The organism is Nonomuraea sp. NPDC004580 (assembly GCF_040609855.1).
GTDB lineage: Bacteria > Actinomycetota > Actinomycetes > Streptosporangiales > Streptosporangiaceae > Nonomuraea > Nonomuraea salmonea.
The window spans coordinates 266,160-292,235 of sequence record NZ_JBEXLH010000002.1 but is presented as its reverse complement, the minus strand read 5'-3'; the positions used below and the strand labels follow the sequence as shown (position 1 = coordinate 292,235).

Sequence of the window (26,076 nt, the reverse complement as noted above, 5' to 3'; positions counted from 1 at the left end):
TAGGCTGGCTACGTGGCTGATGTCATCCGCGTGCCCAATGCGAAGATCGCATTGTCCACTGCTTCGGTATATCCGGAACGCACTCCCGACGCGTTCGAGCTCGCCGCCCGCCTGGGCTATGACGGCGTGGAGATCATGGTCGGGGCCGATCCCGTGAGCCAGGACATCGACGTGATCGATCGCCTGTCCGATCACTACGAGGTCCCCGTCCTGGCCATCCACGCGCCGTGCCTGCTGGTGACACAGCGGGTGTGGGGGCGCGACCCCTGGGCCAAGCTGGTCAAAGCACAGAAGGCGGCCGAGCGGCTCGGCGCGTCGACGGTCGTGGTCCACCCGCCGTTCCGCTGGCAGCGCGACTACGCGCGCGACTTCGAGAACGGGCTGGCCAGGATGCGCGACGAGACCGACATCACGTTCGCGGTGGAGAACATGTTCCCGCTGCGTGCCAGGGGCAACGACGTGGTGCCTTACTCGCCTGACTGGAACCCCATCGACTACGACTTCCCCCAGGTCACGCTCGACCTGTCGCACACCGCCGTGTCGGGCTCCGACGCCATGGAGATGGCGACCAAGCTCGGCGACCGGCTCGCGCACCTGCACCTCGCCGACGGGCTCGGCGTGACCAACAAGGACGAGCACCTCGTGCCGGGCAGGGGCAACCAGCCGTGCGCGCAGATGCTGGAGCGGCTGGCCGGCAACGGCTACTCCGGGCTGGTGGTCCTCGAGATCAACACCAGGAAGGCCACCAGCCGCACCGAGCGCATCGACGACCTGGCGGAGGGACTGGCCTTCGCCCGGCTGCACCTGGCGGCGTCCACATGAGCGGGCCGCTCAAGGATCTGGCACGGACGTTCGACCGGGTGGCCGACGCCTACGACGAGGGGCGGCCCGGCTATCCCGACGACGTCTACCGCGCGATGACGGAGGTGTCGGGCGTCGAGCTCGACGGCGCCACCACGGTCGACGTGGGGGCCGGCACCGGCATCATGACGCGGGCGCTTCGGGCGCGCGGCTCGCGGGTGATCGCGGTCGATCCGGGCGAGCCGATGCTGGCCCACCTGGTCGCCAAGGCGGCGACGGCGGAAGCCGATCCCGAGGCGGAGGCCGGCGTGAGCGGCGCGGCGAGGGTGCCGCTCGCGGCGGTGCTGGGTGACGGGAACGCGCTGCCGCTGACCGACGGCGTGGCCGACCTGGTGACGTACGCGCAGTCGTGGCACTGGCTCGACCCCGCGCTCTCCATCGCCGAGGCGCGGCGGGTGCTGCGCCCCGGCGGCGCGATCGTGGGCTGCTGGAACTTCAACCACGCCGCCCAGGCCGACTGGCTGGCCGCCTACGAGACCAGGCTGGCCGAGGAGGTGCCCACCTACTACGGCCCGGCGGTCGAGGAGTGGTCGGTGCCGCCGATCGCGTCGGCGTTCGAGGTGGTGGGGGAGCGCTGGATCCCGTGGACGCGGCTGGTCGGCATCGAGCACTTCCTGCTCGACCTGCGCTCGCACTCGTACATGGCGGCCCTGTCGCCTGAGCGGGCCGACGAGGTGGTGGGCCGGCGGCGGGCGGAGCTGCGGGCGGCGTTCCCCGAGGGCGTGCTGTCGGTGCCGATGCGGGTCTATCTGGCGGTGGGCCGGTGAGGCGCTGCCTGCCGGTCGGGGGGCCGCGATGACCGCCCAGCGGCGGCGGCCGGGGCGCAGGCCGGGCTCGGCCGACACGCGCGGGGAGATCCTGGCGGCGGCGCGGAAGGTGTTCGCGGAGAAGGGGTTCGACAAGGCGACCGTACGCGGCATCGCGCGGGAGGCCGGCGTCGATCCGGCGCTCGTGCATCACTATTTCGCCACGAAGGAGGGCATGTTCGTGGCGGCCCTGCGGCTGCCGGTCACGCCGGAGGAGGTGATCCCGCTCCTGCTGGAGGGGCCGCGCGAGGAGATCGGGACGCGGCTGGTGCGCATGCTGCTGCGGGTGACGTCCGAGCCGGAGACGCGTGAGCCGATGGTGGCGCTGCTGCGCTCGGCGATGACCCACGAGCAGTCGGCCACGATGTTCCGCGAGTTCATCTCGAACGCGCTGCTCTACCAGGTGGCCGACCGGCTGGGGGTGCCGCACCTGCGGGTGGAGGCGGCCTTCGCGCAGATGTTCGGCGTGATCCTCGCCCGTTACGTGCTCAAGCTGGAGCCCCTGGCGAGTGCGAGCCACGACGAGCTGGTCGAGCTGCTGGGACCGACGGTTCAGCGCTACTTCTGCGGGTAGAGCATTGTTCTAGAATGGGCGATGACCTTAGGGTATGTCGCGTGAGCCAGTAAAGTTACTCGTGGGTAGGATTGTGGTGCATGCCTGCGCGGCGGGTGACCGTACGCTGACAGCCAACGTCGTCTGTGGGAGGACCCGTGCTCTGGGTAGCCGTCATCGGGCTCGTCATGACCGTCGCGGCGGTGGCCGTCGCCGGCCGGAGGGTGCTGTTCCTGTACAAGCTCGCGACCGTGGGCCCACCGGCGCCCGAGCGGACCGAGTACGCCAAGACCCACATGGGCGACGAGATCAAGGCCCAGCTCGTCGAGGTGTTCGGGCAGAAGAAGCTGCTGAAGTGGACGCCGTCGGGCGTCGCGCACTTCTTCGTCATGTGGGCGTTCTTCATCCTGCTGACCGTCTACATCGAGGCGTACGGCGCGATCATCCAGGGCGCCGTCACCGGCACCCCCGACTTCCACATCCCGCTCATCGGCACCTGGGCGGTGCTGGGCTTCCTGCAGGACTTCATCGCGGTGGCCTGCGTGCTCGGCCTGGTCGCCTTCGCGATCATCCGCGTGCGCAACTCGCCGAAGCAGCTCGGCCGCGACTCCCGCTTCTCCGGCTCGCACCTGGGCGGCGCCTGGCTGGTCCTGTTCATGATCTTCAACATCATCTGGACCCTGTTCCTGGCCAGGGGCGCCGCCGCGGCCAACGGCAACTTCCCCTACTCATCCGGCGCGTTCGTCTCGCTCGCGCTCGGTGACGCGCTGCCGCAGAGCGCGCTGCTGGAGGAGATCGCGCTGCTCCTGCACATCGGCTTCATGCTGGTGTTCCTGGTCATCGTGGTGAACTCCAAGCACCTGCACATCTTCACCGCCCCGCTCAACGTGCTGTTCTCCCGCCGCCCCGACGGGCTCGGCGGCGCGCCCGAGATGCGGGTGGACGGCAAGCCGGTCGACTTCGAAGACGAGGACCTCGACCCCGAGCGGCTCGGCCGCGGCAAGATCGCCGACACCACGTGGAAGGGCTTCCTCGACTTCTACTCCTGCACCGAGTGCGGCCGCTGCCAGTCGCAGTGCCCCGCGTGGAACACCGACAAGCCGCTGTCGCCGAAGATGCTCATCCTCGACCAGCGCGACCACGCCTTCGCGGTGGCCCCCTACCTGATGGCCGCCCAGAACGGCGTCGAGCACAAGGACACCGACGTGCTCGCGCTGCTGGACAAGCCGCTGGTCGGCGAAGAAGGCGTCATCCACCCCGACGTGCTGTGGTCGTGCACCAACTGCGGCGCCTGCGTCGAGCAGTGCCCGGTGGACATCGAGCACATCGACCACATCCTCGACATGCGCCGCTACCAGGTCATGGTGGAGTCGTCGTTCCCGTCCGAGGCGGGGGTGATGGTGAAGAACCTGGAGAACAAGGGCAACCCGTGGGGCATGTCCGAGATGAAGCGGGCCGACTGGATCGGCGAGCTCGACTTCGAGGTCGAGGTCGTCGAGGACAAGATGCCCGAGGACGCCGAATACCTGTTCTGGGTGGGCTGCGCGGGCGCGCTGGAGGACCGGGCGAAGAAGACCACCAAGGCCGTGGCGGAGCTGCTGCACATCGCGGGCGTCAAGTTCGCGGTGCTGGGCCCGATGGAGGCGTGCTCCGGTGACCCGGCGCGGCGGCTGGGCATGGAATATCTGTTCACCATGCTCGCCCAGCAGAACATCGAGACGCTCAACGAGGCGGGCGTCAAGAAGATCGTGGCCACCTGCCCCCACTGCTTCAACACGCTGGCCAACGAATATCCGCAGCTCGGCGGCACGTACGAGGTCGTGCACCACACCCAGCTGCTGGCCAAGCTGGTCGACGAGGGCCTGCTGACCCCGATCACCCCGATCGAGGAGAAGATCACCTACCACGACCCGTGCTTCCTCGGCCGCCACAACAAGGTCTACTCCCAGCCGCGCGACATCATGGCGAAGGTGCCCGGCGTGCAGACCCAGGAGATGCACCGCCACAAGGACCGCGGCTTCTGCTGCGGCGCCGGCGGCGCGCGCATGTGGATGGAGGAGCGCATCGGCAAGCGCATCAACACCGAACGCGTGGACGAGGCGCTGACCACGAATCCCGACACGGTCTCGACCGCCTGCCCGTTCTGCATGGTGATGCTCGGTGACGCGATCAACGAGAAGAAGAACAACGGCGAGGCCAAGGAATCGCTGGAGGTCGTGGACGTCGCCCAGCTCCTGATCAAGTCCGTCAAGAGCGCGTCCTGACCGTAACATGTCGGACTCCTCCACATGTGATGTGGAGGTTCCGCATGTCATCGCATGTGACAGGAAGAAATCTGGCATCCACATAACGGGAAAATCACGGTAACCTCAACGTCGCATGGCTCTATTCGACGGGGAGGGGGCTCAGGATGGGCGTCGTCGTCACGGACGCCGAAGTCACCCTGGCCGACGTGCTCTCCCTGCGACTCGCCATCGACGAGCCACTGGAAGAAGGCACCGAACTCGTTCTCCGGCATCGCACCACGGGGGTGGAACGCGACGTGCTGCTCGGCACGCCAGGCGCGCGGGCGCGTGAGGCCACGCTGGCCGTCTCGCTGGAGCCGCTGCGGCTCACCGCCGGCCGGTGGGACGCCTACCTGCGCCACGAGGGCAAGCGCAGCAGGCTGCGCAGCGTCGATCCCGGCTTCTCGCTCGACCACCTCGACGCGTACGCGCTGTGCCGCCGCACCCTCGCCTACCGCTCCTACCGCACCCGCAACGGCTACCTGGCGCTGAAGATCTCCGAGGCCGAGCCGGTGGCCGAGGTGCGCTCGATCTGGTTCAGGGAGGGCCGCTTCGAGGTGATGGGGCTGCTGGCCTACACCGGCCTGGAGGACGACGACTCCCGCCACGAGGCGGTGCTGACCCTCGACCGCAGGCAGAGCGGCGCCCGCCTGACGGCGACGGCGACCGTGCAGGGCGTGCGCTTCCACGCGGCCGTGTCGCTGGTGGACGTGCTCGCCGCCGACCCCGAGGGCGCCGCCGGCTCCGGCACGTGGGAGCCTTCGCTCCAGGTCGCCGACGTGGCCACGGCGCTGAGGCTCGGCTCGCGGCTCGACGACGTGGACGGCAAACGGCGCCGCCTGCACTACCCGTCGGCCAGGGTCGACGGGGTGCTGATCAAACCCTGCTACACCGCCGACGACGAGTTGCGGATCGAGGTCGGCGGATGAGGATCAGCCTGGTGCTCGCCTCCGCGTACGGCATGCGCGGCGACGTGCGCGCCATGCTGAACCTGGCCACCGCGCTGGCCGAACGCCACGACGTCGAGGTGATCAGCGTCAGGCGGCAGAAGGAGAAGCCGTTCTTCCCCGTCAGCCCCAAGGTCACCCTGCGCAGCGTGGTGGACGCCCGTCCCGGAGTGCGTCACCTGCTGCCCAGAGGCCAGGTCCGTACGGAGGTCGCGCTCTGGCGGGTGCTGCGCAACCTCAGGTCCGACGTGCTGATCACCACCAGGCCGGGCATCGGCGTGCAGGCGGCCAGGCACGCCCCGCGCGAGACGATCAAGATCGCCCGCGAGTGGGGCAGGCCGGCCGTCCCAGGTCCCGTCAAGCGCTTCTACCCGCGCCTGAGCGCCGTCGTGACGGCCACGGAGTCGGCGCAGGAGGAGTGGACGAGGCTGCTCGACGGCGGGCCCGCCGTGCACAGCGTGCTGGACGCGCTGCCGGGCGGCCCCTGGCCGCGCTCGCGGATGGACAACAGGATCGTGGCCGCCGGGGGCCGGTGGACGCCGGTCAAGGCGTACGACCGGCTGATCCGGGCGTTCGCGATCGTCGCGGACAAGCGGCCCGACTGGCGGCTGCGGCTCTACGGCGCGGGCCCCGAGGAGCGGCTGCTGCGCTCGCTGGTACGCGAGCTGAACCTGCACAACCACGTCTACTTCATGGGCACCACCCCCGACCTCGCGGGCGAGTTCGCCAAGGCGTCGATCGTGGCCAGCACGGCGCGCAGCGAGGACCTCGGCATGGCGGTGCTGGAGGCGATGGGCTGCGGGGTTCCCGTCGTGGCGTACGAGGGCGCGAGGGGGCCCAGGGAGTTCGTGGCGACGGGCTACAACGGGGTGCTGGTGCCCGAGGGCGACCCGCCGATGTTCGCGGCGGCGCTGCTGGCGCTGATCGACGACGAGCGCCGGCGGCGCTCACTCGCGGCGGGCGCGCGCGACACGGCGCTGCGGCACTCGGCCGACGAGGTCGTCGAGCAGTGGGAGAAGCTCATCGCGGGACTGCGCTAGCACCCCGGGGTGATACCTCTTACGGGTACCGTAGAAGCATGCATGGGTACAGCGGAGACAAGCAGGCATATCTCACGCGCCTACGGCGAATCGAGGGGCAGATCAGGGGCCTGCAGCGCATGGTCGACGACGACGCTTACTGCATCGACGTGCTGACCCAGGTCTCCGCGGCGACCAGGGCTCTGCAGGCGGTGGCGCTGGGGCTGCTGGAGGAGCACATCTCCCACTGCGTGGCCGACGCCATCAACACCGGCGGGCCCGAGGCCGAGGCGAAGGTCAAGGAGGCGTCGGCGGCCATCGCGCGGCTCGTGCGGTCATGACGCGGGAGCGCCGGACCCGGCTGGTGCGGTCCTGACGAGAAGGGCGCGTGCGGTCGTAGGAAGATCGCGACGTCAGTACGCCGGGACTCATCCGTGAGGTGGATAGTCCGGCGGCGGATTGACTAGTTATGTGAAACCCCGGAAACCGGTGTTCCCGACCCCATTGGGCCGGGAACCAGGTCCCCGGTACTAGTAATCGTGTTGCTTCTTCAGCGGCTCGCCGAAGTCCGCAATCCGAGCGCGTCGTCGAGTTCGTCCAAGGTCAGCCGCCGCTCGCTGACAGCCACGGCCGTGAGCACCTCGGCGTAGAGCGCAATCTCGTCCAACGCGACACGGTCGTGGACCCGAGAGTCCAGGTCGTCGTGCCCCACCGCGTCGTCCTTCCTTCCGCAGCCCACACCCTCTACGAGGTTACGGCGCGGGCCCTTCCGGCGACATGGCCCATCGGAGTCATTCCTTTCGTCGCCTCGGGGCCCCCAGGAGGATCATTTCCCGAATCCGAGATCACAATTCAGCTAAATGCCTGATATCGGAAGTGTTGAAACGATAGAGCCGAGGTAGGGTGGAAATAGCGGTATTAGTGGTTTAGGTGTGACCTGTGTGGTGATGGTCGTCGCGTTCATGGACGATCCTGCGCACCAGCGCCGTCTGGCCCGCCAGCCCGCGCTCGGGCATCCTGGCCCCCGTCAGCCGCTCCCACGCCTGCCCCGTCGCGTACGCGGCCCCCAGCACCGCCGCCGCGCTCGCCCGGTCGGGCGGCGCCACCTCCAGCACCGGCGCGGGCGCCACCGACACCCCGCCGCGCACCGGGAAGCCCTCCGGCTCGGTCGCCTCGCCGGCCGAGGTGCCCGTCAGGCCCGCGCGGCACAGCTCCTCGTACGCCATCCGCAGCCGGTGATCCAGCCGCCCCGGCAGCGCGCCCCTGGAGTCGGACAGATCGGCCAGGAACGTGGCCGCCGCCTCCCGGGGGCCGGGCATGAAGGAAAGGGCGTCCACGAGGTCGTACAGGGCGTGGGAGAAGTGCTCCTCGAGGTCGTTCTCGACCAGCAGCGCCCGGCACAGCCGGGCCGGGCAGCGCTCCAGCCACGCCTGCCGCAGCGCCGCGTCGTCGTCGTACGGGTCGCCGATCTCGGCCTCACGCAGCATCGGCTCGACCATCGTGAGCAGCGCCAGCGCGCGCGGCCTGAACCGGGTGTCGAGCAGCAGGATCTGCGCGGTGTCGGCCATGACGGCGGCCAGCCTGAGCGCGGCGCGCGGCCGGCCTGCCCGCAGCCGCTCGGCGACCAGCGTGGCGAGGTCCAGCAGCGGCGGCGCGGGCAGCCAGCGCACCCACTCGTCGCCGGGCAGCGGGCGGCGCAGGTATTCGCCGAAGACCGTGATCAGCCGCTCGTTGCCGTCGAAGGCGGGCGCGTACGCGCACCACATGACCGTGCCCCACACGGCCGCGACCGTGCTCGGCACGTCGGAGGCGAAGATCTCATCGAAGGCCGTCAGCGGGTAGTCGAGCTCGGACTTGGTGCCGGAGGCGCGGACCAGCTGCCTGATCTGCTCGGTGAGGCCCTCGGGCACGTCGGGGCCGATGAACGACTGCGTGGAGCCGGGCTCGGCGTGGAAGTCGTAGCCGTGCGGCACCACGGCGTCGGGCAGCACCGCGGCGGTATGCCCGACCCTGCGGGCGCGCAGCCGCCGGGGCGGCGGCGCGAGGAGCCAGCGGCCGTCGGCGGGGTCATGCAGGTGCCAGCGCGCGTGCGCGCCGAACAGCCACCGGTCGCCGTCGGGCGTCACCAGGATCCTCGCCGCGAGGACGTGGGCGCGATCGGGGACCGACAGACCCTGCCAGCGCGGGTCCGCGACCATCGCGCGGACCTCCGCCTCCGTGGCGGTGAACGCATCCCAGGGTGGCACGGCGGTCATCGTACTGGGGGAACGTGGATCATCCATTGGCATTTCACGGCAGAATGGCCGCTATGAGGGCGAAGGTTGCGGGTTTTGTGGCGGTCGTCAGCGTGCTCTCCAGCTGCGGTACGGAGGCGCCGGCGCAGCCGACGCTCTCAGGGCCGGGAGTTCTCACGCTACAGAACGCCACCGCGCCGGCGCCCGGTGGGGAGGTGGGCGGCGCGTCGGCGGAGTTCGACGACGCGGCCGACCTGACCATGTGGACCAAGCTGAGCGACGCCGAGAAGGACGTCGACAGGATCGCCAGGCTCGACGTGAACAAGACCGTGAAGGGCTCGATGTACCTGGAGCCCAAGACCTCCGCCTGGTTCGACGGCTTCCGGGGCCCCTTCGTCTATCAGGAGCTGGCGGGCGACATCGTCATGCACGCCAAGGTCAAGGTCAGCGGCAAGAGCGGCGGGCGGCCGAAGCGGCTGTTCTCGCTCGGCGGGCTGATGGCCAGGCAGCCCGGTTCGTACGCCAAGCCCAACTGGGTGTCGGTGACCACCGGCACTGGCGAGAAGAGCGGCCAGGTCGAGGTGAAGTACACCCAGGACGGCAGCTCCAAGCCGAAGGAGCTGGCCGTCAAGGACGGATGGGTCGAGCTGGTGCTCGGCCGGGTCGGCCGGGTGTTCGTCGCCCTCTACAAGGAGGAGGGCGGCGCATGGAAGGTCGGCCGGCGCTGGCCCTCGACGCTGCCCGACGTGCTGCAGTGGGGGGTGACGGCCTACACCGACTGGGACAGCTACAGCACGCTCAAGCAGGACCCCGCCAAGGGCAACGCCAAGCAGGTCAAGGGCACGCCCGACCTCAAGCTCAGCGTCGACTTCGTCCGCTTCCTGCGGCCCGAGCTGCCGGAGTACGCCGACCCGCTCAACGAGGCATCGGTCTCGGACGAGGTGCTGGTCAAAGTGATGACGCCTGCCGGTGCCTGATCGCCTTGGCCTGGTAGTTGCCGGGCGTACGGGCGAAGGAGGCGCGGTCGTCGTCGGTCAGCTCGCGCACGATCCTGCCCGGCACGCCCGCGACCAGCACTCCCGACGGGATCTTCTTGCCCGGCCCCACCAGCGCTCCTGCCGCCACCAGCGAGCCCGCGCCGATCCTGGCGCCGCCGAGGACGATCGCGCCGATGCCGATCAGCGCGCCGCGCTCGACGTGCGCGCCGTGCACCATGGCCTTATGGCCAAGGCTCACCCGGTCTTCGAGTATCGCCGGCTCCCCGGGGTCGGAATGCAGGCACGACAGATCCTGTACGTTGCACTCCTCGCCGATCTCGATCCGCTCGTCGTCCCCACGGAGAACGGAGCCGTACCAGATGCTGGACGCCCGGCCGATGCGTACGCGGCCGACCACGACGGCGCCGGGCGCGATGTACGCATCGGGATGTATGTCCGGGGTCGCGCCGTCATCCAACGCTGCTATGTACATTCGAGGCATCTTATTTCCTGGTCGGGGTATGGCGTTCGGGTTGCGGACGTGGGCCGATGGCAGGAAAGTCGTTTCCTGACGTCTCGTCGCCAGACCCTCACAACCCGCAGTTTTCCCCCGCCTCACGCAAACCCTTAGGTAACCCCCATGATGAACCAGCACGAGAACTTTCCCGATCTGATGCAAGAGGACACCTTCGAGGTCGTCATGCGCGGCTACAACCGCCGCCAGGTCCACGACTACATGATGCGCACCCGTAACCAGATACGGGATCTCGAGGAGCGGCTGGCGCGGGCCATCGAGCAGGCGGAACAGGGCCGGATCGAGCTGGCCGAGGCCCGGCGGCGGATGGTCGAGACCCCGCAGAGCTATGAGGACCTGAGCCCGCGGCTCGCGCAGATCCTCCGGCTCGGAGAGGAGGAGGCCCAGGCCAAACGGGAGGACGCCGAGGCCGAGGCCAAGCGGGTGCGCGAGGAGGCCAAGACCGAGGCCGACCGGCTGGTCACCACCTCACGCGAGACCGCCGACAAGATGCTCACCTCCGCCCAGGCCGAGGCCGAGCGCCGGGTGAGCGAGGCGACCCAGGCCGCCGAGCGCATGCTGGCGCAGGCGGGCAGCGACGCCGAGGAGCAGCTGACCGCGGCCCGTACGGAGTCGGAGGAGACGCTGACCGGCGCGCGGGCCGAGGCCGAGCGGCTGGTCACCACCGCCCGCGAGGAGTCCGAGCAGCTTCTCGCCTCGGCCCAGGCGCAGGCCGAGCAGATCGTGTCGGGCGCGCGGGCCGAGGCCGACGCGCTGCTGACCGCCGCCCAGCAGCGGGCGGCCTCGATCGACGAGCAGGCGGGCCGCCGGGTCGACTACCTGAGCAACACGCACACGGAGGTCGTGCGGCGGCTCACGGAGATCAGCTCGGTGCTCGGCGACCTCATGCAGGCCGAGTCGAACGCCGGACCGCTGGCGCCGGAGGCCCAGGCCCCCACAGCGGCTCCTACTGGGGCTCCCACTGGGGCTCCCACGCCCCCGCAGGAGCATGGGGACCCCGAGCTCACGCAGGACGTCAGGAGCCGGCAGGACCCTGAGCTCACGCAGGACGTCGAGGTCCCGCAGGACGACGTGCGGGTCATCGTCGAGGACGAGACGGAGCCGGCCGTCAAGGAAGAGCCCAAGGACGTCTCGGACGACACGGACGTGCACATGGTGCGCGTGCCCGAGACCAGGGCGCGCCACTAGGCCGCCGCTGGGAGCGGAAGCCCCCGCCCCCGATAGGGTCGGAGGCTTCCGCGTTCGTGGCCCCTCCTGATTTGGGGGCCCGGTACCGGGGCCGCCGAGACGCTGGACCCGGCACCGGGCTGCTCGTGTGCGCGAGGTGGCGTGACGCTCCGTCACCTCGCGTCAAGGAGGTGCGGGGCCGGCCCCCCAGACCTCTTGCTCGCCGGCCCGCCTCTCCTGGTCCCTGAGCTGCTCGCGCAGCCCGTCGGGGTCGTCCGCGTCGATGGTCATCGCACATCCGGCCTCGCGCTGCGCCGCGCTCAGCGGATGGTGTCTCGTGGCCCACCAGCGGCCCGCGTCGCTCCGCCAGATGGTCCACTGGGGGTGCTCCCGGGCGATCTCGGCGAGATGCCGATCAAAGGACATCGCTGTCCACCTTCCCGGGCCCCGAGCGAGGTTCCATCTCTTCTCAAGATGAGCCACCTCTCTAGAGAATTCAATGATCGCCAGGGTCAGGTCAACGTTGCCTTGACATATGGCCTTGAATCATGCGTCGAAGTCGTATTGAAGTACATACGCGGCCGAGTCCAGGATCATCTCGTTGAGCTCGATGGGCAGCCCGCCCGACGTGTACGCGGTCCGCGCGATCACGATGACCGGCGTGCCGCCCGGCAGGTCGAGCAGGCCGCTCTCGCGGGGCTGGGGCATGCGGGCGCGTACCTCCTCGGTGAAGTGGGCAGGGGGCAGGCCGAGATCGCCCAGCCTGGCGTAGACGCCGCCTGGCCCTGTGTCGGCGAGGGTGATCGCACTGCCCTCGACCAGGTGGGCGGGGAAGTAGGAGGTGGCCAGCTGCACGGGCCTGGCGTCCACCGAGTAGCGCCGCCTGCGCACCCACACCTGGTCGCTGTCCAGCACGGCGGCCACCTCCTCCGCGGCGCGTTCCAACGCCACCTCCACCCCGTCCACGGTGAACGGTCGCCCGCGTGCGTCCGCGTCCCAGATGGCCCTGCCCTGACCCCACTGCTCCCGCGACAGGCGGCGGGCGCCGTGCCTGCGGATCGGTTTGAACAGCCGCACGTAAACCCCCGAACCTCGTTTGGGCACCGCCAGCCCTTCGTTGATCAGTACGGCAAGCGCCTGCCTGGCGGTGGCTCGTGCGATTGCGTATTCGGCCATCAGTGCGTTCTCGCCCGGTAGTCGGTCCCCGTCGCGCAGTTCGCCGGCAAGAATCCGGGCGCGGAGACCGTCGGCGATGCGTCGATAGATAGGGGGCTCGTGGGGTACCGGGGATTCAGACAACTTTGATCACCCTCTGTCACCAACCAGGTTGTGGCGTCTCCAGAGAACTTGCCCCGTCTTGTCCACGATCGCACAGATGGAGGCGATGGTCGCGGGCGGATTTTGAGCGGATCGTGCCCGAGTGGTGAATTCCGCAGCGTTTTAGCAGACCGTTACCGTGGAACGGTCCCGGCCGGTATTCGATCGGCCCACCAGCGGCGAGTAACCGAAGAGAAGATCGCGGCGCCGGTCGCGTTGCGGATGACGTCGTCCACGGAGGAGAAGCGGCCGAGCCGAAGCACGTACTGGAGCACTTCGACCATGACCGAAAAGGCCGCCGCGAGGGCCGCAACCCTGGCCGTCGAGGACATCGCGCGGCTGCGTACGGGCAGCAGCGCGCCCAGTGCGGCGAAGACCAGCAGATTGCCGCCGACCTGCACGAACACCTCCTCCCACGGCGCGCCGGCCAGGCCGGCGAGGTCGCTGAACGGCGCCAGCGCCACGCCGCTCGCGCCGCCCGCCGGGGTGAGGATCATCCCTGTCCATGGAGCGGTCCCCACGGCGATGCCGACGTCGGCGGTCGAGACGCGCAGGGGCGCGGGGTGGCCGGCGCGGGCGCGATGGCGGGCGAGCAGCACGATTGCTAGCAAGGCGACGGGAAGTGCAATGGTGCCAGCAATAATGACGTTTCCCCACAATTCCCACGTCCGCGCCATTTGACCATGATGGCGATGATCTAGGGGTACCGGAAGATGTCCATTCGGACAGGTCTCACCGGACGGGCAGCTGCCTATCGAGGAAGTCGAGCGCCACCGCCCATGCACGCTCCGCAGCCTCAGGGTGGTGGAACATCGGCGCCTCGCTGTTGTGGAAGGCGTGCCCCGCCTCCTCCTCGATGTGCATCACCACGTTCGGACGCGACCGCGCCGCCTCCTCCACCACGGCCACCCGGTCACGCGAGATGAACGGATCGTCACCGCCGAACACCAGCAGCAGCGGCGCGTCGATCCGCTCCATCAGCCCGGTCGACTCCGGCACGGCCGAGCCGTAGAAGGACAGCACCGCCGCCAGGCCGACCTTGGTGGCCAGCATGAACGCGACCGTGCCGCCCAGGCAGAAGCCCAGCGCGCCGACCCCGCCGCGCACCTCGGGCATGGCGCGCAGATGGGCCACGGTGAGCGCGCAGTCGGCCACCCCCTGCGGCAGGTCGAAGTCGCGGGCCAGCTCGATCGACGTCGCGGTGCCCTCCTCCGTGTGCTCGCCGCGCCAGTGCGGCCTGATGCGCCAGAACAGGTCGGGGGCGGCCACCACGTAACCCCTGGAGGCCAGCTCGCCGGCGACCTTCTCGATGTAGGGGCCGACGCCGTAGATCTCCTGGATGAGCAGGATGCCGGGCCCGCCGCCGGTCTCCGGCAGCCAGGTCCGTACGTCGAAGGTGCCGTCGTGGGCGGTGATCCGATCGGTGCGGGTCTGCATGTTCACCAGCATCGCGCATGGCGCCCGCCGCGATCCGGCGAGACGATGCGATCGGTGGGTCCGTGTCGTCCGCGTACCCGATCCCTACCGGAAAGCGAGGGAGAGATGAGGAGAATGTGGTGCTGACCCATTTCATCGGTGGCGGACCGGTGGCCGCGGGCTCGGGCTTCCCCCTCCACGACCCCGTCACGGGCACCGTGGTCAGGCACGTCCACGAGGCCGACCCCGAGGTGGTCGACCGGGCGGTGCGCGCGGCCAGGGAGGCTTCGCGCGACTGGGCGGCGATGCCCGTCGGCGAGCGGGCCGGGTGGATGCGCCGGCTGGCCGAGGGCATCGAGGAGCGCTTCGACGACCTGGTGGCGGCCGAGGTCGCCGACACCGGCAACCCGCTCGACCAGACCCGTACGCTCGACGTCCCGCGCGGCATCGCCAACTTCCGCGCCTTCGCCGAGATGGCCGCCCAGCGCCCCGAGGACGCCTTCCACCTGTCCGGCACCTTCAGCTACACCGTGCGCAGGCCGCTCGGCGTGGTTGCCGCGATCATCCCGTGGAACCTGCCGTTCCTGCTCATGACCTGGAAGCTCGCGCCCGCCCTGGTCTCCGGCAACACCGTGGTCGTCAAGCCGTCGGAGCACACGCCGGGCTCGGCGGCGATCTTCGCGGAGATCTGCGCCGCCGCGGGCCTGCCGCCCGGCGTGGTGAACATCATCTTCGGCCACGGGCCGGCGGGCCAGCTCCTGGTCGAGCACCCGGACGTGAACGCGGTGACGTTCACCGGCTCCACCAGGACCGGCTCGGCGATCATGCGGACCGCGGCCCAGCGGGTCAAGCCGATCTCGTTCGAGCTGGGCGGCAAGAACGCCGGGCTGGTCTTCGAGGACTGCGACCTCGACAAGGCCGTCGAAGGCACGGTGAGGTCGGTCTTCACCAACGGCGGCCAGGTCTGCCTGTGCACAGAGCGCGTGTACGTCCAGCGCTCGATCTTCGAGGAGTTCTGCGCCCGCCTGGCCGCCCGCGCCCAGGAGGTCGAGCCGCAGCCGATGATCTCCGCCGCGCACCGGGACAAGGTGCTGTCCTACTACGCCCTGGCCCGCTCGGAGGGAGCCAAGGTGCTGACGGGTGGCGGCGTGCCGGTGTTCGGCGACCACCGCGACGGCGGTTATTTCGTCGAGCCGACGGTAGTGGCAGGCTTGTCGGAATGGTCGAGGTTCAACCGGGAGGAGATCTTCGGTCCCGTGTGCCACGTCGCGCCCTTCGACAGCGAGGCCGAGGCGATCGACCTGGCCAACTCCAGCGAGTACGGCCTGGCCGCCACGGTCTGGACGGACGGCCTGGACCGCGCGCACCGCGTCGCCCAGCGCCTGGAGGCCGGGCTGGTCTGGGTCAACACCTGGTACGTACGCGACCTGCGGACCCCGTTCGGCGGCGCGAAGCTGTCGGGCATCGGCAGGGAGGGCGGCACCCGGTCACTCGACTTCTACTCAGAACCCACCACGATCACCATCAAACTGGAGCAGCCCGATGCATGACGAATGGTCCCAGGCAGTGGACGCGCACGCCCAGGCGGCCGATCGGCTGGCGGAGGCGGCGCGTACGGGCAAGCCCTGCGCACCGATCAGGGACCTGGTCAGCACGCAGGCCGACGGGTACGCCGTCCAGGAGATCCACACCAGGCGGGCGCTCGGCGCGGGCCGCCGGCTGGTCGGCAGGAAGATCGGCGTCACGAACCGGGTGCTCCAGGAGCGCTTCGGCATCGACCAGCCCGACTTCGGCATGTTGTTCGCCGACACGTCCTACTGCGACGGGCTGCCGATCCCGTACGAGCGGTTCCTGCAGCCGCGCGCCGAGGCCGAGGTGGCGCTGGTGCTCGGCGCCGACCTGACCGGCGGTCCTTTCACCGTGGCCGACGTGATCAGGGCGGTGGACTTCGCGCTGCCCGCGATCGAGATCGCCGACTCGCGCATCGCCGACTGGGACATCACGCTGGCCGACACCATCGCCGACAACGCCTCGGCGGGGGCGTTCGTGCTGGGCGGCACGCCGGTCCCGCTGAGCGGGCTCGACCTGCGGGCGGCCGGGATGACGATGACGCGCGGCGGCACGGAGGTCTCGACCGGCTCCGGCGAGCTGTGCCTCGGCCACCCGCTCAACGCCGCCGTCTGGCTGGCCACCCGCCTCGGCCGCACCGAGTACGCGCTGCGGGCCGGCGACGTGGTGCTGACCGGCGCGCTCGGCCCGATCGTGCCGGTCGAGCCGGGCGACGTGTTCGAGGCGAGCATCGAGGGGCTCGGCTCGGTACGGGCGGTGTTCGGCAAGTGAGACCGCCGCCCAAGGCCATCCGGGTGCCCGGCAAGGCCATGCCACGAGGCCGGTTCCCGCACGTCAAGCGGGCCGGCGATTTCCTGTACGTGTCGGGCACGAGCTGCCGCAGGCCCGACGACAGCTTCGTCGGCGTCGAGGTGGACAGGTACGGCGCCACCAGCCTCGACATCCGCGCCCAGACCAGGGCGGTCATCGAGAACGTCGGCGACATCCTGAAGGCCGCGGGCGGGTCGCTGGCCGACCTGGTGCAGATCACCACGTACCTGGTGAACATGAACGACTTCAAGGGCTACAACGAGGTCTACGCCGAGTTCTTCGACGAGGAGGGGCCCACCAGGACGACGGTCGCGGTGCACCAGCTCCCGCATCCCCACCTGCTCATCGAGATGCAGGCGGTCGCCTACCACCCCCAGGAGCGGGCGTGAGCTGAAGGGAGCCTCCCCATGCGCGTCCCTGTGCTGGGGCTGCCGGTGGCCGGCCTCCTGATCACGAGCGTCGGCATGTACGCCCCCAGCCTCGGCAATCCGGACAATGCCGCCGTCGTCGCCCGCTGGGGGGCCAGGACGGGCAGGAACCCGTCGGCGGTGACGCTGCAGGGCTGGGACGCGATGCGGGTCATCGACGCCGCGCTGGCGAGGGGCGGCGACCTGGCGCGGCGGCTGGGGGAGCTGGGCGAGCTGGCGGGGCCGCGCGGCCCGTTCCGGCTGAACGATCAGCACGATCCGGTGCAGAACTGGTACGCCCGGAAGTATCAGAATGGGGTGAACAGCGTCATAGCCACCATTCCGCCATGAATTAGGAGCGACCGTTGGATCGCGACCAGTGCCTCGCCCTCGACGCGCAGGACCCGCTGCGGGCCTTCAAGGACGAGTTCGTCCTGCCGGAAGGCGTGATCTACCTCGTCGGCAACTCGCTGGGCGCGCTGCCGCGCCGTACGGCGGAGCGGATGCGGCGCACGGTCGAGGAGGAGTGGGGTGAGCAGCTCGTCGGCGGCTGGAACCACGCCGGCTGGTACGAGCAGCCGCTCACCATCGGCGACCGCCTGGCCCCGCTGATCGGCGCGGGCCCCGGCCAGGTCGTGGTGGGCAACACCACCTCGATCGCGATCTTCCAGGCGGTGGCCGCGGCGCTGCGGCTGCGTCACGAGCGCCGGGTGATCGTCTCCGACGCCGCGAACTTCCCCACCGACCACTACATGGTGCAGGGGCTGGCCGGGCTGCTCGGCGGCTACGAGGTGCGCGACCTGGCCGAGGGGCGCTTCGACGACGCGGCCGTGGTGCTGCTGTCGGAAGTGGACTACCGGACGGGCGCGCGTCAGGACGTGCCCGCGGTGACCGCCGCCGCGCACGCCGCGGGGGCGCTCATCGTGTGGGACCTGTGTCACAGCGTGGGCGCGATGGAGGTGGACGTCTCGGAGGCGGACTTCGCGGTCGGATGCACGTACAAGTATCTGAGCGCGGGGCCTGGCGCGCCCGCCTTCCTCTACGTCAACCCGCGCCACCAGGCCACGGCCGAGAACGTGCTGTCCGGCTGGCACGGGCACGCCGCGCCGTTCGCGTTCGAGACCGACTTCCGTCCGGCCGACGGCATGCGCAGGTTCGTGGTGAGCACGCCGCACGTGCTCTCGCTCGCGGCCCTCGACGCGGCGCTCGACATCTGGGAACGCGTGCCGATGGCGCAGGTCAGGGCGAAGAGCATGGCGCTCACCTCGCTCTTCGTGGACCTCGTCGGAGACCGGCTTGAGCTGGCCTCGCCCGCCGACCCGGCCGCCCGCGGCAGCCAGATCAGCCTGCGCCACCCCGACGGCTATCCGGTGATGCGGGCGCTGATCGACCGCGGCGTGCATGGGGACTTCCGCGCGCCCGACACGCTCAGGTTCGGCTTCGCGCCGCTCCACCTCGGCTACACCGACGTCTACGACGCCGCCGCGACCCTGCTGGAGGTGCTGGACAAGGAGCTGTGGCGCGACGAGAAGTACGCCGTCCGCCTCGCCGTCACCTGACCGCACGCCGCGCGCCCGCCCGTCGCCCGTCGCCCGGCCTCGCGCCCGCCCGCGCCGGGGGCGGGGGCGGGGGCGGGCGGCTCTCAGCGCGCGTCGAGCTCCTTGATCGCGCGCTTGGGCGCGACCGCGCGGTAGCTCTCCTCCACCCAGTCGAGCAGCACGTCGGTCCCGGGCAGCTCCGACAGGAACGGGACCGTCACCCAGCCCGCCTTGCCCAGCCCGTGGCCGCTCGGCTGCGCGCCCTCGACGCTCAGCGCGTGGCCATGGGCCTCGGACAGCAGCTTGACGGTGAACGTGGGGGCCCACCGGTCGGTCGGCTCGTCAGAGCCGAGGAAGACGAAGATCTTCTTGTTCACCTTGACGACGGTGTCGCCCCAGGGGTGGTCCTCGCGGGCCTCCGGCAGGCCCAGCGCGAACGCCAGCAGCTCTTCCCGAACGTCGTGCCAGTCGCTCATAGCCTCCGACCTTAACCGGCCCGGCGGAATTCTTCGAGCCTGTGTTCGATGGCGTCCCTGATGCGGTCGCGGGCCTCCATCCGGGGCACGCCCGCCATCAGCAGCTTGTCGTAGTCGGTGTCGAGATGCCGGATGGAGGCGATCACGGCGAGCGTGATGGCGTTCTCGTCGAGCGCCCTGGCCGCCGCCGACCTGCCCACCCGGCCGCTGCCGCGCTGGCCGGCGTGCTCGGCGATCTCGCGGGCGCGCGGCTCGGGGCAGCCGGGGAACAGCCGGGCGATCTCGGCCGCCATCGTGGCCTGGAACTCGACGTCCTGCTCGGCCCTGCGGACGCGGTCGCGCTCGCGGCGGCGCAGGCGTACCTCCTCGTCGGCCAGGCAGCGCTCCTCGGCGGCGGCCAGCGCGGCCTCCTCCACCAGCAGGCCCTGGCGCTGGTAGACCTTGCGCCGCCGGTTGTAGCGGACGACGACCGCCGACAGACCGCTCTCCTGCTTGGCGCGGCGGCTGAGCGCCGCGTTCCCGGCCGGCAGGAACACCAGGTGGTCGAGGTCGGCGCAGGTCAGGCAGTGGGGCTCGTCGTCCTCCATGATCAGGTAAGGGCCAGTGTCGCGGCAGGACGCGCACGTGAACGGCTCAAGCGGCGCCACCACCACCAGGTCGGGCGCCTTGCTCTGCGCCTCGGTGAGCCGGCGCACCCTGGCCTCGCTCAGGTCGGGCGACAACCAGTGCACGCGGAACGGACTCTGGTCGGGACCTGTGATGAAGCGCAGCTCGCGGCGGTCGCGGGTGCCCGCGACATAGGGGGTCTCGACCGGCCGCAGTCCCTTGGCCAGCGCCCACTCGCGCAGCAGGGCCGCCGTGGTGAGCAGCCGCTCCTCGTCCACCGCGGCCAGCTCCGCCAGCGTGCCCGCCCTGCCCTGCCGCCAGACGTCCACGTGCCGGGTGTGCAGCCAGCGCAGCCCCGTCACCACGTCGAGGAACGTCACGTATTTGCGGGTGGTCAGCGCGATCTCGGCCGCCTGCGCGATTCGGCGGGCCAGGTTGGGCTTGGACATCCTCCAAGTTTGTCGTGTGATGGCGCGGCACGAAGCTTTCCTTGGGCCGGTTACGGCAAGTAACTCCTTCGGACCCGGGCTCCGAAGGAGAAGAAGTGCGTCTGTTCTGGCCTGCCCTGCTCGTGCTCGCCACCTCGTGCGGGCCGGCGGACGAGGGCATGCAACCCGTCGTGTCCGGGCGGTTCGGCAGCCGGCCGATCGTCACCATCCCGAAAGGCAAGCCGGGCAGGACGCCGCAGATCACGGTGCTCTCGACGGGCACCGGGCGGCGCACGGTGCCCGGTGACGTGGTGCTCGCCGACGTGGACATCCGGCGCTGGAAGGGCAACCAGCCGTACATGAGCACGTACGACGGCAACCAGCCCACCACGGTCGTCTTCGACGGCCGGCAGGTGTCGGAGACCTGGCGGCAGTCGCTCATCGGCCGGCCCGCCGGCAGCCGGATCATGCTGGTCAGCGCGGCCGCCGAGGCGCTCGGCCCGAACGTGCCGCTGGCCGGCGTCTCGCCGCACGACACGCTGGTGCTCGTCTTCGACATCCTCGGCGGCTACCCGCCGGACGCCAGGCTCGTCGGCCGCACGCTGCCGGTCGTCCCCGCCGACCTGCGGCCCGCCGACCCGCCGCGGGTGCTCATCGACGGCTCAGGCAGGCAGGTCGTCGCCGGATCGAAGGTCGTCATCCAGTACGTCGCCGCGTCCTGGCCGTCCCGCGAGGTCGTGGACTCCTCGTACCGGCGGGGCGGGCCCAGCGCGTTCACGCTGGAGGCGGGCGCGGTGCCGGCCGCCTGGGTCGGCGCGCTGGCCGGGCAGCGGGTCGGCAGCAGGATCGCGGTGCCGTCGCCCGGCGAGCGGCCCAAGCTCTACGTGATCGACATCCTCGACACGATCACGAGCGCGTAGGCCGGGCGGCCCTCTCGCCGCCCGGCCTCCGGTTCACGCTTCCAGCTCAGCTGCAGTGCTCCCATGGGCTGTTGTACGCCGTGGAGCCGGCCTTGCCGCCCCACTTGACGCAGGTCGCCTGCGCCGCCGCCTTGACCGGTCCCGCGTAGTAGCCGTAGTTGCCGGAGTCGGTCTTGCGTGTGCTGCCCTGCACTTCCAGGTAGGCGCTGGTCGCGGTGGCCGTGCCGAGCGACTTCGCCTTCAGCGTCACCACGCAGTTGTTGGCGGTGCTGGAGTTGTAGAGCAGGTAGACGGTGCCGTCGCTGCCGAGCGCGGCCGAGTCGATCACGCTGAACCCGGAGCCGCACACCTCCTGCGGCGTGTACGGGTTCGCGGAGCCGCCGCAGTTGCGCGAGGTGAGGGTCTGGTTCGGGTATCCGAACGTGGTGCCGTTGAAGACGGCCCGCTGAATGTTGGACGGATAGCTGCTGCCCAGCCGTACCTCGTAGTGGAGGTGCGGCGAGATGTTGTTGCCCGGTTTGCTGGTGTTGCCGACGGTGCCGATCTTCTGGCCCTGGGAGACGGACTGTCCTGCGCTGACCGAGCGGGTGTTCAGGTGCCCGTAGTACGTCGACCACCCGCCCCCGTGATCGATCTTGACGAGGTTGCCGAAGCCGTTGGCCGAGCCCTGGTGCGCCGAGATCGCCACCGTGCCGGAGGCGGCGGCGACCACGGTGTCGCCGAGGTCGGCGTCCGCGGTGCTGCCCCTGTTGAAGTCGATCTCGTAGGACCGGTGCGCGCTGCTGGCGCTGGAGTTGCCCGTCCACGACTGGCCACAGGGGAAGGGGAGCTGGAAGTTCGTCGCGAGTATCTGGGCCTCCGCCGATTCCGGCGCCGGATCGGCCGCCGCGGGGGTGGCCGTGCCGAGGCCGGCGAGCAGCACGAGGCTCGCGACCATTGCTCCGTAGAGCTTCATCGGGTGATCCTTTCCGTGGGATCTCTGAGACCCAGGGTCCGCACGAGCCGCACAGAAACTGTCCACAACCGATACAAACGGCTGTCAGGCCTCTGTAGAGGAGCTGATGCGGATGACGGTCACCTTCCACGTGCTGGGGCCGCTGGAGGTCCGCCGAGACGGGCACCCCGTCCGGATCTCCGGCAGGAAGCCCCGCCTGCTGCTCGCCACGCTGCTGCTGGACGCGGGGCGGCTGGTGGGCGCCGACCTGCTGGCCGAGGTGCTCTGGGCGCACCGGCCGCCGCGCTCGGCGCAGGCCAACCTGCGGACGTACGCCAGCTCGCTCCGCACCGATCTCGGCGGGGGGGTCCTGCGTTCCGACGGCGGCGGGTACGCCGTCGACGTGCGCGCGTCCGAGCTGGACCTGCTGGCCTTCGAGCAGCTGGTCGACCGGGGCGAGTACGACGCGGCGCTCGCCCTGTGGCGCGGCGCGCCCTTGTGCGACCTGCCCGGCAGCCCGGTCTGGGACCGCAGGCTCGAACCACTCCATGAGCTGCGCGCGCGGGCCGCCGAGGCGCTGATCGAGCGGCGCATCGCGGCCGGCGACCACGACGGCGCGGTCTCGGAGCTGCGCGGCCTGCTGGCGGAGCAGCCGTACCGTGAGGACCTGTGGGGCCGGCTGGTGCTGACCCTGCACAGGGGCGGCAGGAAGGCCGAGGCGCTGCGGGCGTACGCGACCGTGCGCGGCCGGCTGGTGGACGAGCTGGGCGTCGAGCCCGGCGCGGAGCTGCGCGGCGCGTACGAGCTGATCCTCGCCGACGAGAGCGCGCCCGTCGTGCCCCGGCAGCTCCCGCCCGACCTGCCCGACTTCACCGGCAGGGCCGAGGCCGTCGCCGCGCTCGGCCTGCCGCATCCCGTGGCGGTCGTCTCGGGACCGCCGGGTTGCGGCAAGTCGGCGCTGGCCGTGCACGCGGGCCACGCGTTACGCGCGGCGTACCCGGCCGGGCAGCTCTACCTGGAGCTGGGCGACCGCGAGCCGGACGACCTGCTGGCCGAGGCGCTCAGGGCGCTCGGCGTGGCGGCGCCGCCGCCGACGACCGCCGAGCGCTCCGCGCTGCTGCGCTCGCTGCTGGCCGAGCGTCCCATGCTGATGCTGCTCGACGACGCCCGCGACGCCGACCAGGTACGCCCCCTGCTGCCCGGCAACGACAGCGCGGTGATCGTCACCAGCCGGCGCAGGATCACCGAGCTGCCCGGCGCCGCGCTCGTCCAGCTCGGCCCGCTCGCGCCCGACGAGGCGCTGTCCCTGCTGGCCAGGGTGGCGGGCGCGGACCGGGTGGCCAGGGAGCGCGAGGCGGCGCAGGCCATCGTCGCGGCCTGCGGTCACCTGCCGCTCGCCGTCAGGAACGCGGGCACCCGCCTGGCCGCCCGCCCCGGCTGGTCGCTGTCGGTGCTGCGGCAGCGGCTGGACGACGACTGGCTGGGCGAGCTGCGCGAGGTGCGGACCGGCCTGGACCGCGGGTACGCGCGCCTGCCCGCCGACGCCGCCCGCACGCTGGCCACCCTGGGCCTGCTCGGCCCCGCCGCGCAGCCCGGCTGGGTGATCGACGCCGCGCTCGGCCGCCACGGCGCCGGCGACGTCACCGACCTGCTGGTGGACGTCAACCTGCTGGACCCGGTCGGCACGGACGAGATGGGCCAGCCGCGCTACCGGGTGCCCGACCTGATCGCCAGGCACGCCAGGTCCCAGCGCGGCGACCCGGCGGCCGTGGGACGGGTGCTCGCGGCGTGGACGGCGACCGCGGAGCACGCGATGGCCCGGCTGCCGACCACGGTGTTCAGCCTGACGGCGGCGGGCGCGCCGCGCTGGCGGCTGGCGGGCGCCACGCTCGACCGGCTCACCTCCGATCCGGTGACCTGGTTCGAGGCGGAGCACGAGACGCTGAGCGCGGCCGTGGAGACGGCGGCGGGCAACGGGGCCGCCGAGTCGGCGTGGGGGCTGGCCGCCGCGATGGTGCCGTACCTGGACCTGCGTTGCCACCTCGACACCTGGCGGAGCACCCACACCACCGCACTGGCCGCCGCCCGCGCGGCCGGCGACCGGTACGGCGAGGCCGCCATGCTCAGGGGCCTCGCCCAGGTCGCCCTCTACCAGGACCGCTACGACGAGGCCGCCGACGCCTTCACCCGCTCCCGCCGCGTCTTCCGCGAGCTGGGCGACCGCAGGGCGGAGGCCACCTCGATCTGCGGCCTCGGCGCGGTCAGCCAGTTCCGCGGCCGGTACGCGCAGTCGCTCGGCCACTTCAGGGACGCCCTGACGATCTTCGAGGCGACCGGCGACAGGCCGGGCGAGGCGTATGCCCGGCAGGCCATCGGCCGGGTGTGCCTGAAGTCGGGCGACCTCGCGCAGGCGTCGGAGTCGCTGAGCCGGGCCATGCGGCTGGCCCAGGAGCTGGGCGACGCCCACCGGGAGGGCTGCGTGTGCGTGCAGATGGGGCACCTGCACCGGGCGATCTCGTTCCACCGGCACGCGCTGGAGATCTTCGAGTCGCTGGGCGACCGGCACTGCGGGGCGTACGCGCTGCAGAGCCTGGCCGGCTTACAGGCGGCCGGCGGCGACCTCGCGCTCGCCTCCACCGGGCTCGAACGCTCGCGGGAGATCTTCCAGGAGCTGGGTGACCGCAGCGGGGAGGCGTCCAGCACGCAGCTCCTCGGCGAGCTGCACCGCTCGGCGGGGCGTACCGGGCTCGCGCTCGACTACCTCAGGCACGCCCACGCGCTGCGCGCCGACCTGTGAGGCGCCTAAGGGCGGGACACGATGCGGCGGACGAACCTGGTGAGCCGCGACTTCTGCTGCTGCCTGGCCGGTGGCGGGGCGTCGCGCAGCGCCTGCAGGGCCTGCGCCGCCGTGGGCCGCTTGGCGGGGGAGTGGTCGAGCATCATGCGGACCACCTCGGGCACGTTGGGGCCCTGCGCGTCGGAGCTGGTCGGGAGCTGGCCGGTGAGCAGCTGGTAGGCGATGGCGCCGGCGGCGTAGACGTCGGAGGAGGTGGTCATGAGGTCGGGCCGCTCCTGGCACTCGGGCGCCACGTAGTGGGCGTCGAGCACGTTGCCCAGCTCGTGGGCCACGGTGTAGTTGCGCGGGCCCGGTTTGGCGTAGTCGAACCCGGTGAGCACCGCGTGGCCGTCGTCGCTGACCAGCACGGAGGCAGGGGTGAGCGCGCGGTGCACCACCCCGTGCAGGTGGGCGTGCGCCAGGCCGCGCAGCAGGTCCTGGATCACGCCCATCGGGGCGGCCTTGCCCATCGCCAGGTGCAGCGCCTCGCCGTGCACGTCGTCGAGGACCAGCACGAACCGGCTCTCGTCGTCGATGGCGAAGAAGTCGCGCGAGCGCACCACGCACGGGTGGGGCGGGATGCGGGCCAGCGTCTGGTAGGCGTTGGCGATGCGCTGCCGCTCGGCCGCCCGCGACTCCTGGTCGGCCAGCGGGTCGGCCTGGTAGACGCGCAGCAGCACGGTCTCACTGCCGGGCAGCGTGGCGTTGAACGCCCGGTATTCGGTGACCTTGGCGTCGCCGCCGAGCTGCTCCTCGACCTCCCAGTTGCCGAACCTGGGCGGTGCGGTGCTGCGGCGGACGGTCTGGTTGAGCGCGTCGAGGATCGCCGTGACGTAGGGACGCACGTCGGGGCTGCAGCCGCGGCGCACCCGCGAGACGTCGCTCAGCGTGGCCACCAGGCCGGGCAGGTCGGTGACGTTGACCGCGTCGCGCCCGACGGGATCGACCAGCTCGGCGTCGGGTGAGGTGAGCACGACCAGGCTGTCGACGTAGACCCGCTCGAGCTGGGTGGCCCGCGAGACCAGCAGGCCCTTGAGCGCCTTGGCGGTGCCCCGCAGCTTCGTCACCGGCGAGCCGAACGCCTCCCTGCGCGGCGGGAACCAGCGCGTGCCCGACACCTCGATGCGGCCCCTCGTGCCCTTGACGTCGACCACCACGAGCGAGTGACCGGTCAGGACGAGCACGTCGACCTCGAACACGTCGTGCCCGCGCGGCACCTCGACGTTGTGCAGCAGCAACCAGTCGGCAGGCGCGTGGTCTCGCAGATATGCGATCACGCGCCGCTCGGCGTCGTTGACCGGACGTCCTCCGCCGACGATCTCTGCCATGACCACTATCCTCGCACGGGATCGGGCCCGGACTCCCGCTGGGAGCCGTCCCCGGCCGGCCGAAGGTTCCCGCACGTCATCGCGGGTGTCCCCGGCCTCCCCACGGT

27 protein-coding genes are annotated in these 26,076 nt (G+C 71.1%); 16 read left to right on the top strand and 11 right to left on the bottom strand.

Going from position 1 to position 26,076, the window contains the following annotated elements; genetic code table 11:
• The first annotated feature begins 12 nt into the window (after positions 1–12).
• The 7 genes from ABZW11_RS04505 to ABZW11_RS04475 all read left to right on the top strand — a co-directional run bounded on the left by ABZW11_RS04505 (position 13) and on the right by ABZW11_RS04475 (position 6,812).
• Positions 13–822 (top strand): sugar phosphate isomerase/epimerase, encoded by an 810-nt coding sequence (locus tag ABZW11_RS04505; RefSeq protein ID WP_355412576.1) that lies wholly within the window; start codon positions 13–15, stop codon positions 820–822.
• A complete protein-coding gene (locus ABZW11_RS04500) occupies positions 819–1,628 on the top strand; it encodes a class I SAM-dependent methyltransferase (protein WP_355412574.1) in 810 nt (269 codons plus the stop codon). The genes ABZW11_RS04505 and ABZW11_RS04500 overlap by 4 nt, the downstream gene beginning before the upstream one ends.
• 28 nt (positions 1,629–1,656) lie before the next feature.
• Positions 1,657–2,241 (top strand): TetR family transcriptional regulator, encoded by a 585-nt coding sequence (locus ABZW11_RS04495; RefSeq protein ID WP_355412572.1) that lies wholly within the window; start codon positions 1,657–1,659, stop codon positions 2,239–2,241.
• Between the two features lie 137 nt (positions 2,242–2,378).
• The gene (locus ABZW11_RS04490; protein WP_355412570.1) at positions 2,379–4,484 is read left to right on the top strand and encodes a (Fe-S)-binding protein; all 2,106 of its coding nucleotides are present in this window, start codon (positions 2,379–2,381) and stop codon (positions 4,482–4,484) included.
• A 146-nt stretch (positions 4,485–4,630) separates the two neighbouring features.
• Complete coding sequence (locus ABZW11_RS04485; protein WP_355412568.1) at positions 4,631–5,434, top strand: hypothetical protein; 804 nt, start codon at positions 4,631–4,633, stop codon at positions 5,432–5,434.
• Positions 5,431–6,492 carry a glycosyltransferase gene (locus tag ABZW11_RS04480; protein WP_355412567.1) on the top strand — a complete coding sequence of 354 codons (1,062 nt, stop codon included), beginning with the start codon at positions 5,431–5,433 and terminating at the stop codon, positions 6,490–6,492. The genes ABZW11_RS04485 and ABZW11_RS04480 overlap by 4 nt, the downstream gene beginning before the upstream one ends.
• A 38-nt stretch (positions 6,493–6,530) precedes the next feature.
• A complete protein-coding gene (locus ABZW11_RS04475) occupies positions 6,531–6,812 on the top strand; it encodes a metal-sensitive transcriptional regulator (protein ID WP_080044376.1) in 282 nt (93 codons plus the stop codon).
• A 209-nt stretch (positions 6,813–7,021) separates the two neighbouring features.
• Here the strand turns inward: ABZW11_RS04475 and ABZW11_RS04470 are convergent, their stop codons facing one another.
• Together ABZW11_RS04470 and ABZW11_RS04465 are read right to left on the bottom strand one after the other, a co-directional pair.
• Positions 7,022–7,183 (bottom strand): hypothetical protein, encoded by a 162-nt coding sequence (locus tag ABZW11_RS04470; protein WP_020540796.1) that lies wholly within the window; start codon positions 7,181–7,183, stop codon positions 7,022–7,024.
• Between the two features lie 214 nt (positions 7,184–7,397).
• The gene (locus ABZW11_RS04465) at positions 7,398–8,726 is read right to left on the bottom strand and encodes a hypothetical protein (RefSeq protein ID WP_355412563.1); all 1,329 of its coding nucleotides are present in this window, start codon (positions 8,724–8,726) and stop codon (positions 7,398–7,400) included.
• Positions 8,727–8,779: 53 nt separating this feature from the next.
• Between ABZW11_RS04465 and ABZW11_RS04460 the strand changes: the two genes are divergently transcribed.
• Positions 8,780–9,682, top strand: a complete 903-nt coding sequence (locus ABZW11_RS04460) for a hypothetical protein (RefSeq protein WP_355412561.1) — start codon at positions 8,780–8,782, stop codon at positions 9,680–9,682.
• Here ABZW11_RS04460 and ABZW11_RS04455 read toward each other — a convergent pair.
• On the bottom strand, positions 9,654–10,184 hold the full coding sequence (locus ABZW11_RS04455; protein WP_355412559.1) for a gamma carbonic anhydrase family protein: 531 nt from the start codon (positions 10,182–10,184) through the stop codon (positions 9,654–9,656). The genes ABZW11_RS04460 and ABZW11_RS04455 overlap by 29 nt on opposite strands.
• A 138-nt stretch (positions 10,185–10,322) precedes the next feature.
• Here ABZW11_RS04455 and ABZW11_RS04450 point away from each other — a divergent pair, with 138 nt between their 5' ends.
• Positions 10,323–11,405 carry a hypothetical protein gene (locus tag ABZW11_RS04450; protein WP_355412557.1) on the top strand — a complete coding sequence of 361 codons (1,083 nt, stop codon included), beginning with the start codon at positions 10,323–10,325 and terminating at the stop codon, positions 11,403–11,405.
• Between the two features lie 162 nt (positions 11,406–11,567).
• On the opposite strand, the gene ABZW11_RS04445 is transcribed toward ABZW11_RS04450, so the two are convergent.
• The 4 genes from ABZW11_RS04445 to ABZW11_RS04430 all read right to left on the bottom strand — a co-directional run bounded on the left by ABZW11_RS04445 (position 11,568) and on the right by ABZW11_RS04430 (position 14,138).
• Positions 11,568–11,810 (bottom strand): hypothetical protein, encoded by a 243-nt coding sequence (locus ABZW11_RS04445; protein WP_355412555.1) that lies wholly within the window; start codon positions 11,808–11,810, stop codon positions 11,568–11,570.
• A 120-nt stretch (positions 11,811–11,930) separates the two neighbouring features.
• Positions 11,931–12,683 (bottom strand): GntR family transcriptional regulator, encoded by a 753-nt coding sequence (locus ABZW11_RS04440; protein ID WP_355412553.1) that lies wholly within the window; start codon positions 12,681–12,683, stop codon positions 11,931–11,933.
• A 152-nt stretch (positions 12,684–12,835) separates the two neighbouring features.
• Entirely contained in the window at positions 12,836–13,378 is a 543-nt protein-coding gene (locus ABZW11_RS04435; protein WP_355412551.1) for a VanZ family protein, read from the bottom strand.
• A gap of 55 nt (positions 13,379–13,433) precedes the next feature.
• Positions 13,434–14,138: a dienelactone hydrolase family protein gene (locus tag ABZW11_RS04430; protein WP_355412549.1), complete on the bottom strand. Its 705-nt coding sequence runs from the start codon at positions 14,136–14,138 to the stop codon at positions 13,434–13,436.
• A gap of 119 nt (positions 14,139–14,257) precedes the next feature.
• Here ABZW11_RS04430 and ABZW11_RS04425 point away from each other — a divergent pair, with 119 nt between their 5' ends.
• The 5 genes from ABZW11_RS04425 to kynU are packed head-to-tail and all read left to right on the top strand — an operon-like array spanning position 14,258 to position 18,462.
• Positions 14,258–15,667 carry an aldehyde dehydrogenase family protein gene (locus ABZW11_RS04425; RefSeq protein ID WP_355412547.1) on the top strand — a complete coding sequence of 470 codons (1,410 nt, stop codon included), beginning with the start codon at positions 14,258–14,260 and terminating at the stop codon, positions 15,665–15,667.
• Positions 15,660–16,457: a fumarylacetoacetate hydrolase family protein gene (locus tag ABZW11_RS04420; RefSeq protein WP_355412545.1), complete on the top strand. Its 798-nt coding sequence runs from the start codon at positions 15,660–15,662 to the stop codon at positions 16,455–16,457. The genes ABZW11_RS04425 and ABZW11_RS04420 overlap by 8 nt, the downstream gene beginning before the upstream one ends.
• Positions 16,454–16,885, top strand: coding sequence for a RidA family protein (locus ABZW11_RS04415; RefSeq protein WP_345392278.1), 432 nt, complete (start codon positions 16,454–16,456; stop codon positions 16,883–16,885). Before ABZW11_RS04420 ends, ABZW11_RS04415 begins: the two co-directional genes overlap by 4 nt.
• Before the next feature lie 18 nt (positions 16,886–16,903).
• Positions 16,904–17,254: an ABC transporter substrate-binding protein gene (locus tag ABZW11_RS04410; protein WP_355412543.1), complete on the top strand. Its 351-nt coding sequence runs from the start codon at positions 16,904–16,906 to the stop codon at positions 17,252–17,254.
• 14 nt (positions 17,255–17,268) lie between these two features.
• Positions 17,269–18,462: a kynureninase gene (gene kynU, locus ABZW11_RS04405; RefSeq protein ID WP_355412541.1), complete on the top strand. Its 1,194-nt coding sequence runs from the start codon at positions 17,269–17,271 to the stop codon at positions 18,460–18,462.
• Between the two features lie 83 nt (positions 18,463–18,545).
• Here kynU and ABZW11_RS04400 read toward each other — a convergent pair whose 3' ends face one another.
• Positions 18,546–18,917, bottom strand: a complete 372-nt coding sequence (locus tag ABZW11_RS04400) for an MmcQ/YjbR family DNA-binding protein (RefSeq protein ID WP_355412539.1) — start codon at positions 18,915–18,917, stop codon at positions 18,546–18,548.
• Between the two features lie 11 nt (positions 18,918–18,928).
• The gene (locus ABZW11_RS04395) at positions 18,929–19,972 is read right to left on the bottom strand and encodes a DUF2293 domain-containing protein (RefSeq protein WP_355412537.1); all 1,044 of its coding nucleotides are present in this window, start codon (positions 19,970–19,972) and stop codon (positions 18,929–18,931) included.
• A gap of 95 nt (positions 19,973–20,067) precedes the next feature.
• Here ABZW11_RS04395 and ABZW11_RS04390 point away from each other — a divergent pair, with 95 nt between their 5' ends.
• Entirely contained in the window at positions 20,068–20,871 is an 804-nt protein-coding gene (locus ABZW11_RS04390; protein WP_355412535.1) for an FKBP-type peptidyl-prolyl cis-trans isomerase, read from the top strand.
• Positions 20,872–20,917: 46 nt separating this feature from the next.
• Here ABZW11_RS04390 and ABZW11_RS04385 read toward each other — a convergent pair whose 3' ends face one another.
• Positions 20,918–21,826, bottom strand: a complete 909-nt coding sequence (locus ABZW11_RS04385) for a M23 family metallopeptidase (RefSeq protein ID WP_355412533.1) — start codon at positions 21,824–21,826, stop codon at positions 20,918–20,920.
• 112 nt (positions 21,827–21,938) lie between these two features.
• On the opposite strand from ABZW11_RS04385, the gene ABZW11_RS04380 reads away from it, so the two are divergent.
• Positions 21,939–24,602: a BTAD domain-containing putative transcriptional regulator gene (locus ABZW11_RS04380; protein ID WP_355412531.1), complete on the top strand. Its 2,664-nt coding sequence runs from the start codon at positions 21,939–21,941 to the stop codon at positions 24,600–24,602.
• A 5-nt stretch (positions 24,603–24,607) separates the two neighbouring features.
• Here ABZW11_RS04380 and ABZW11_RS04375 read toward each other — a convergent pair whose 3' ends face one another.
• Positions 24,608–25,969 carry an NERD domain-containing protein kinase family protein gene (locus ABZW11_RS04375; RefSeq protein WP_355412529.1) on the bottom strand — a complete coding sequence of 454 codons (1,362 nt, stop codon included), beginning with the start codon at positions 25,967–25,969 and terminating at the stop codon, positions 24,608–24,610.
• Positions 25,970–26,076: the final 107 nt, after the last annotated feature.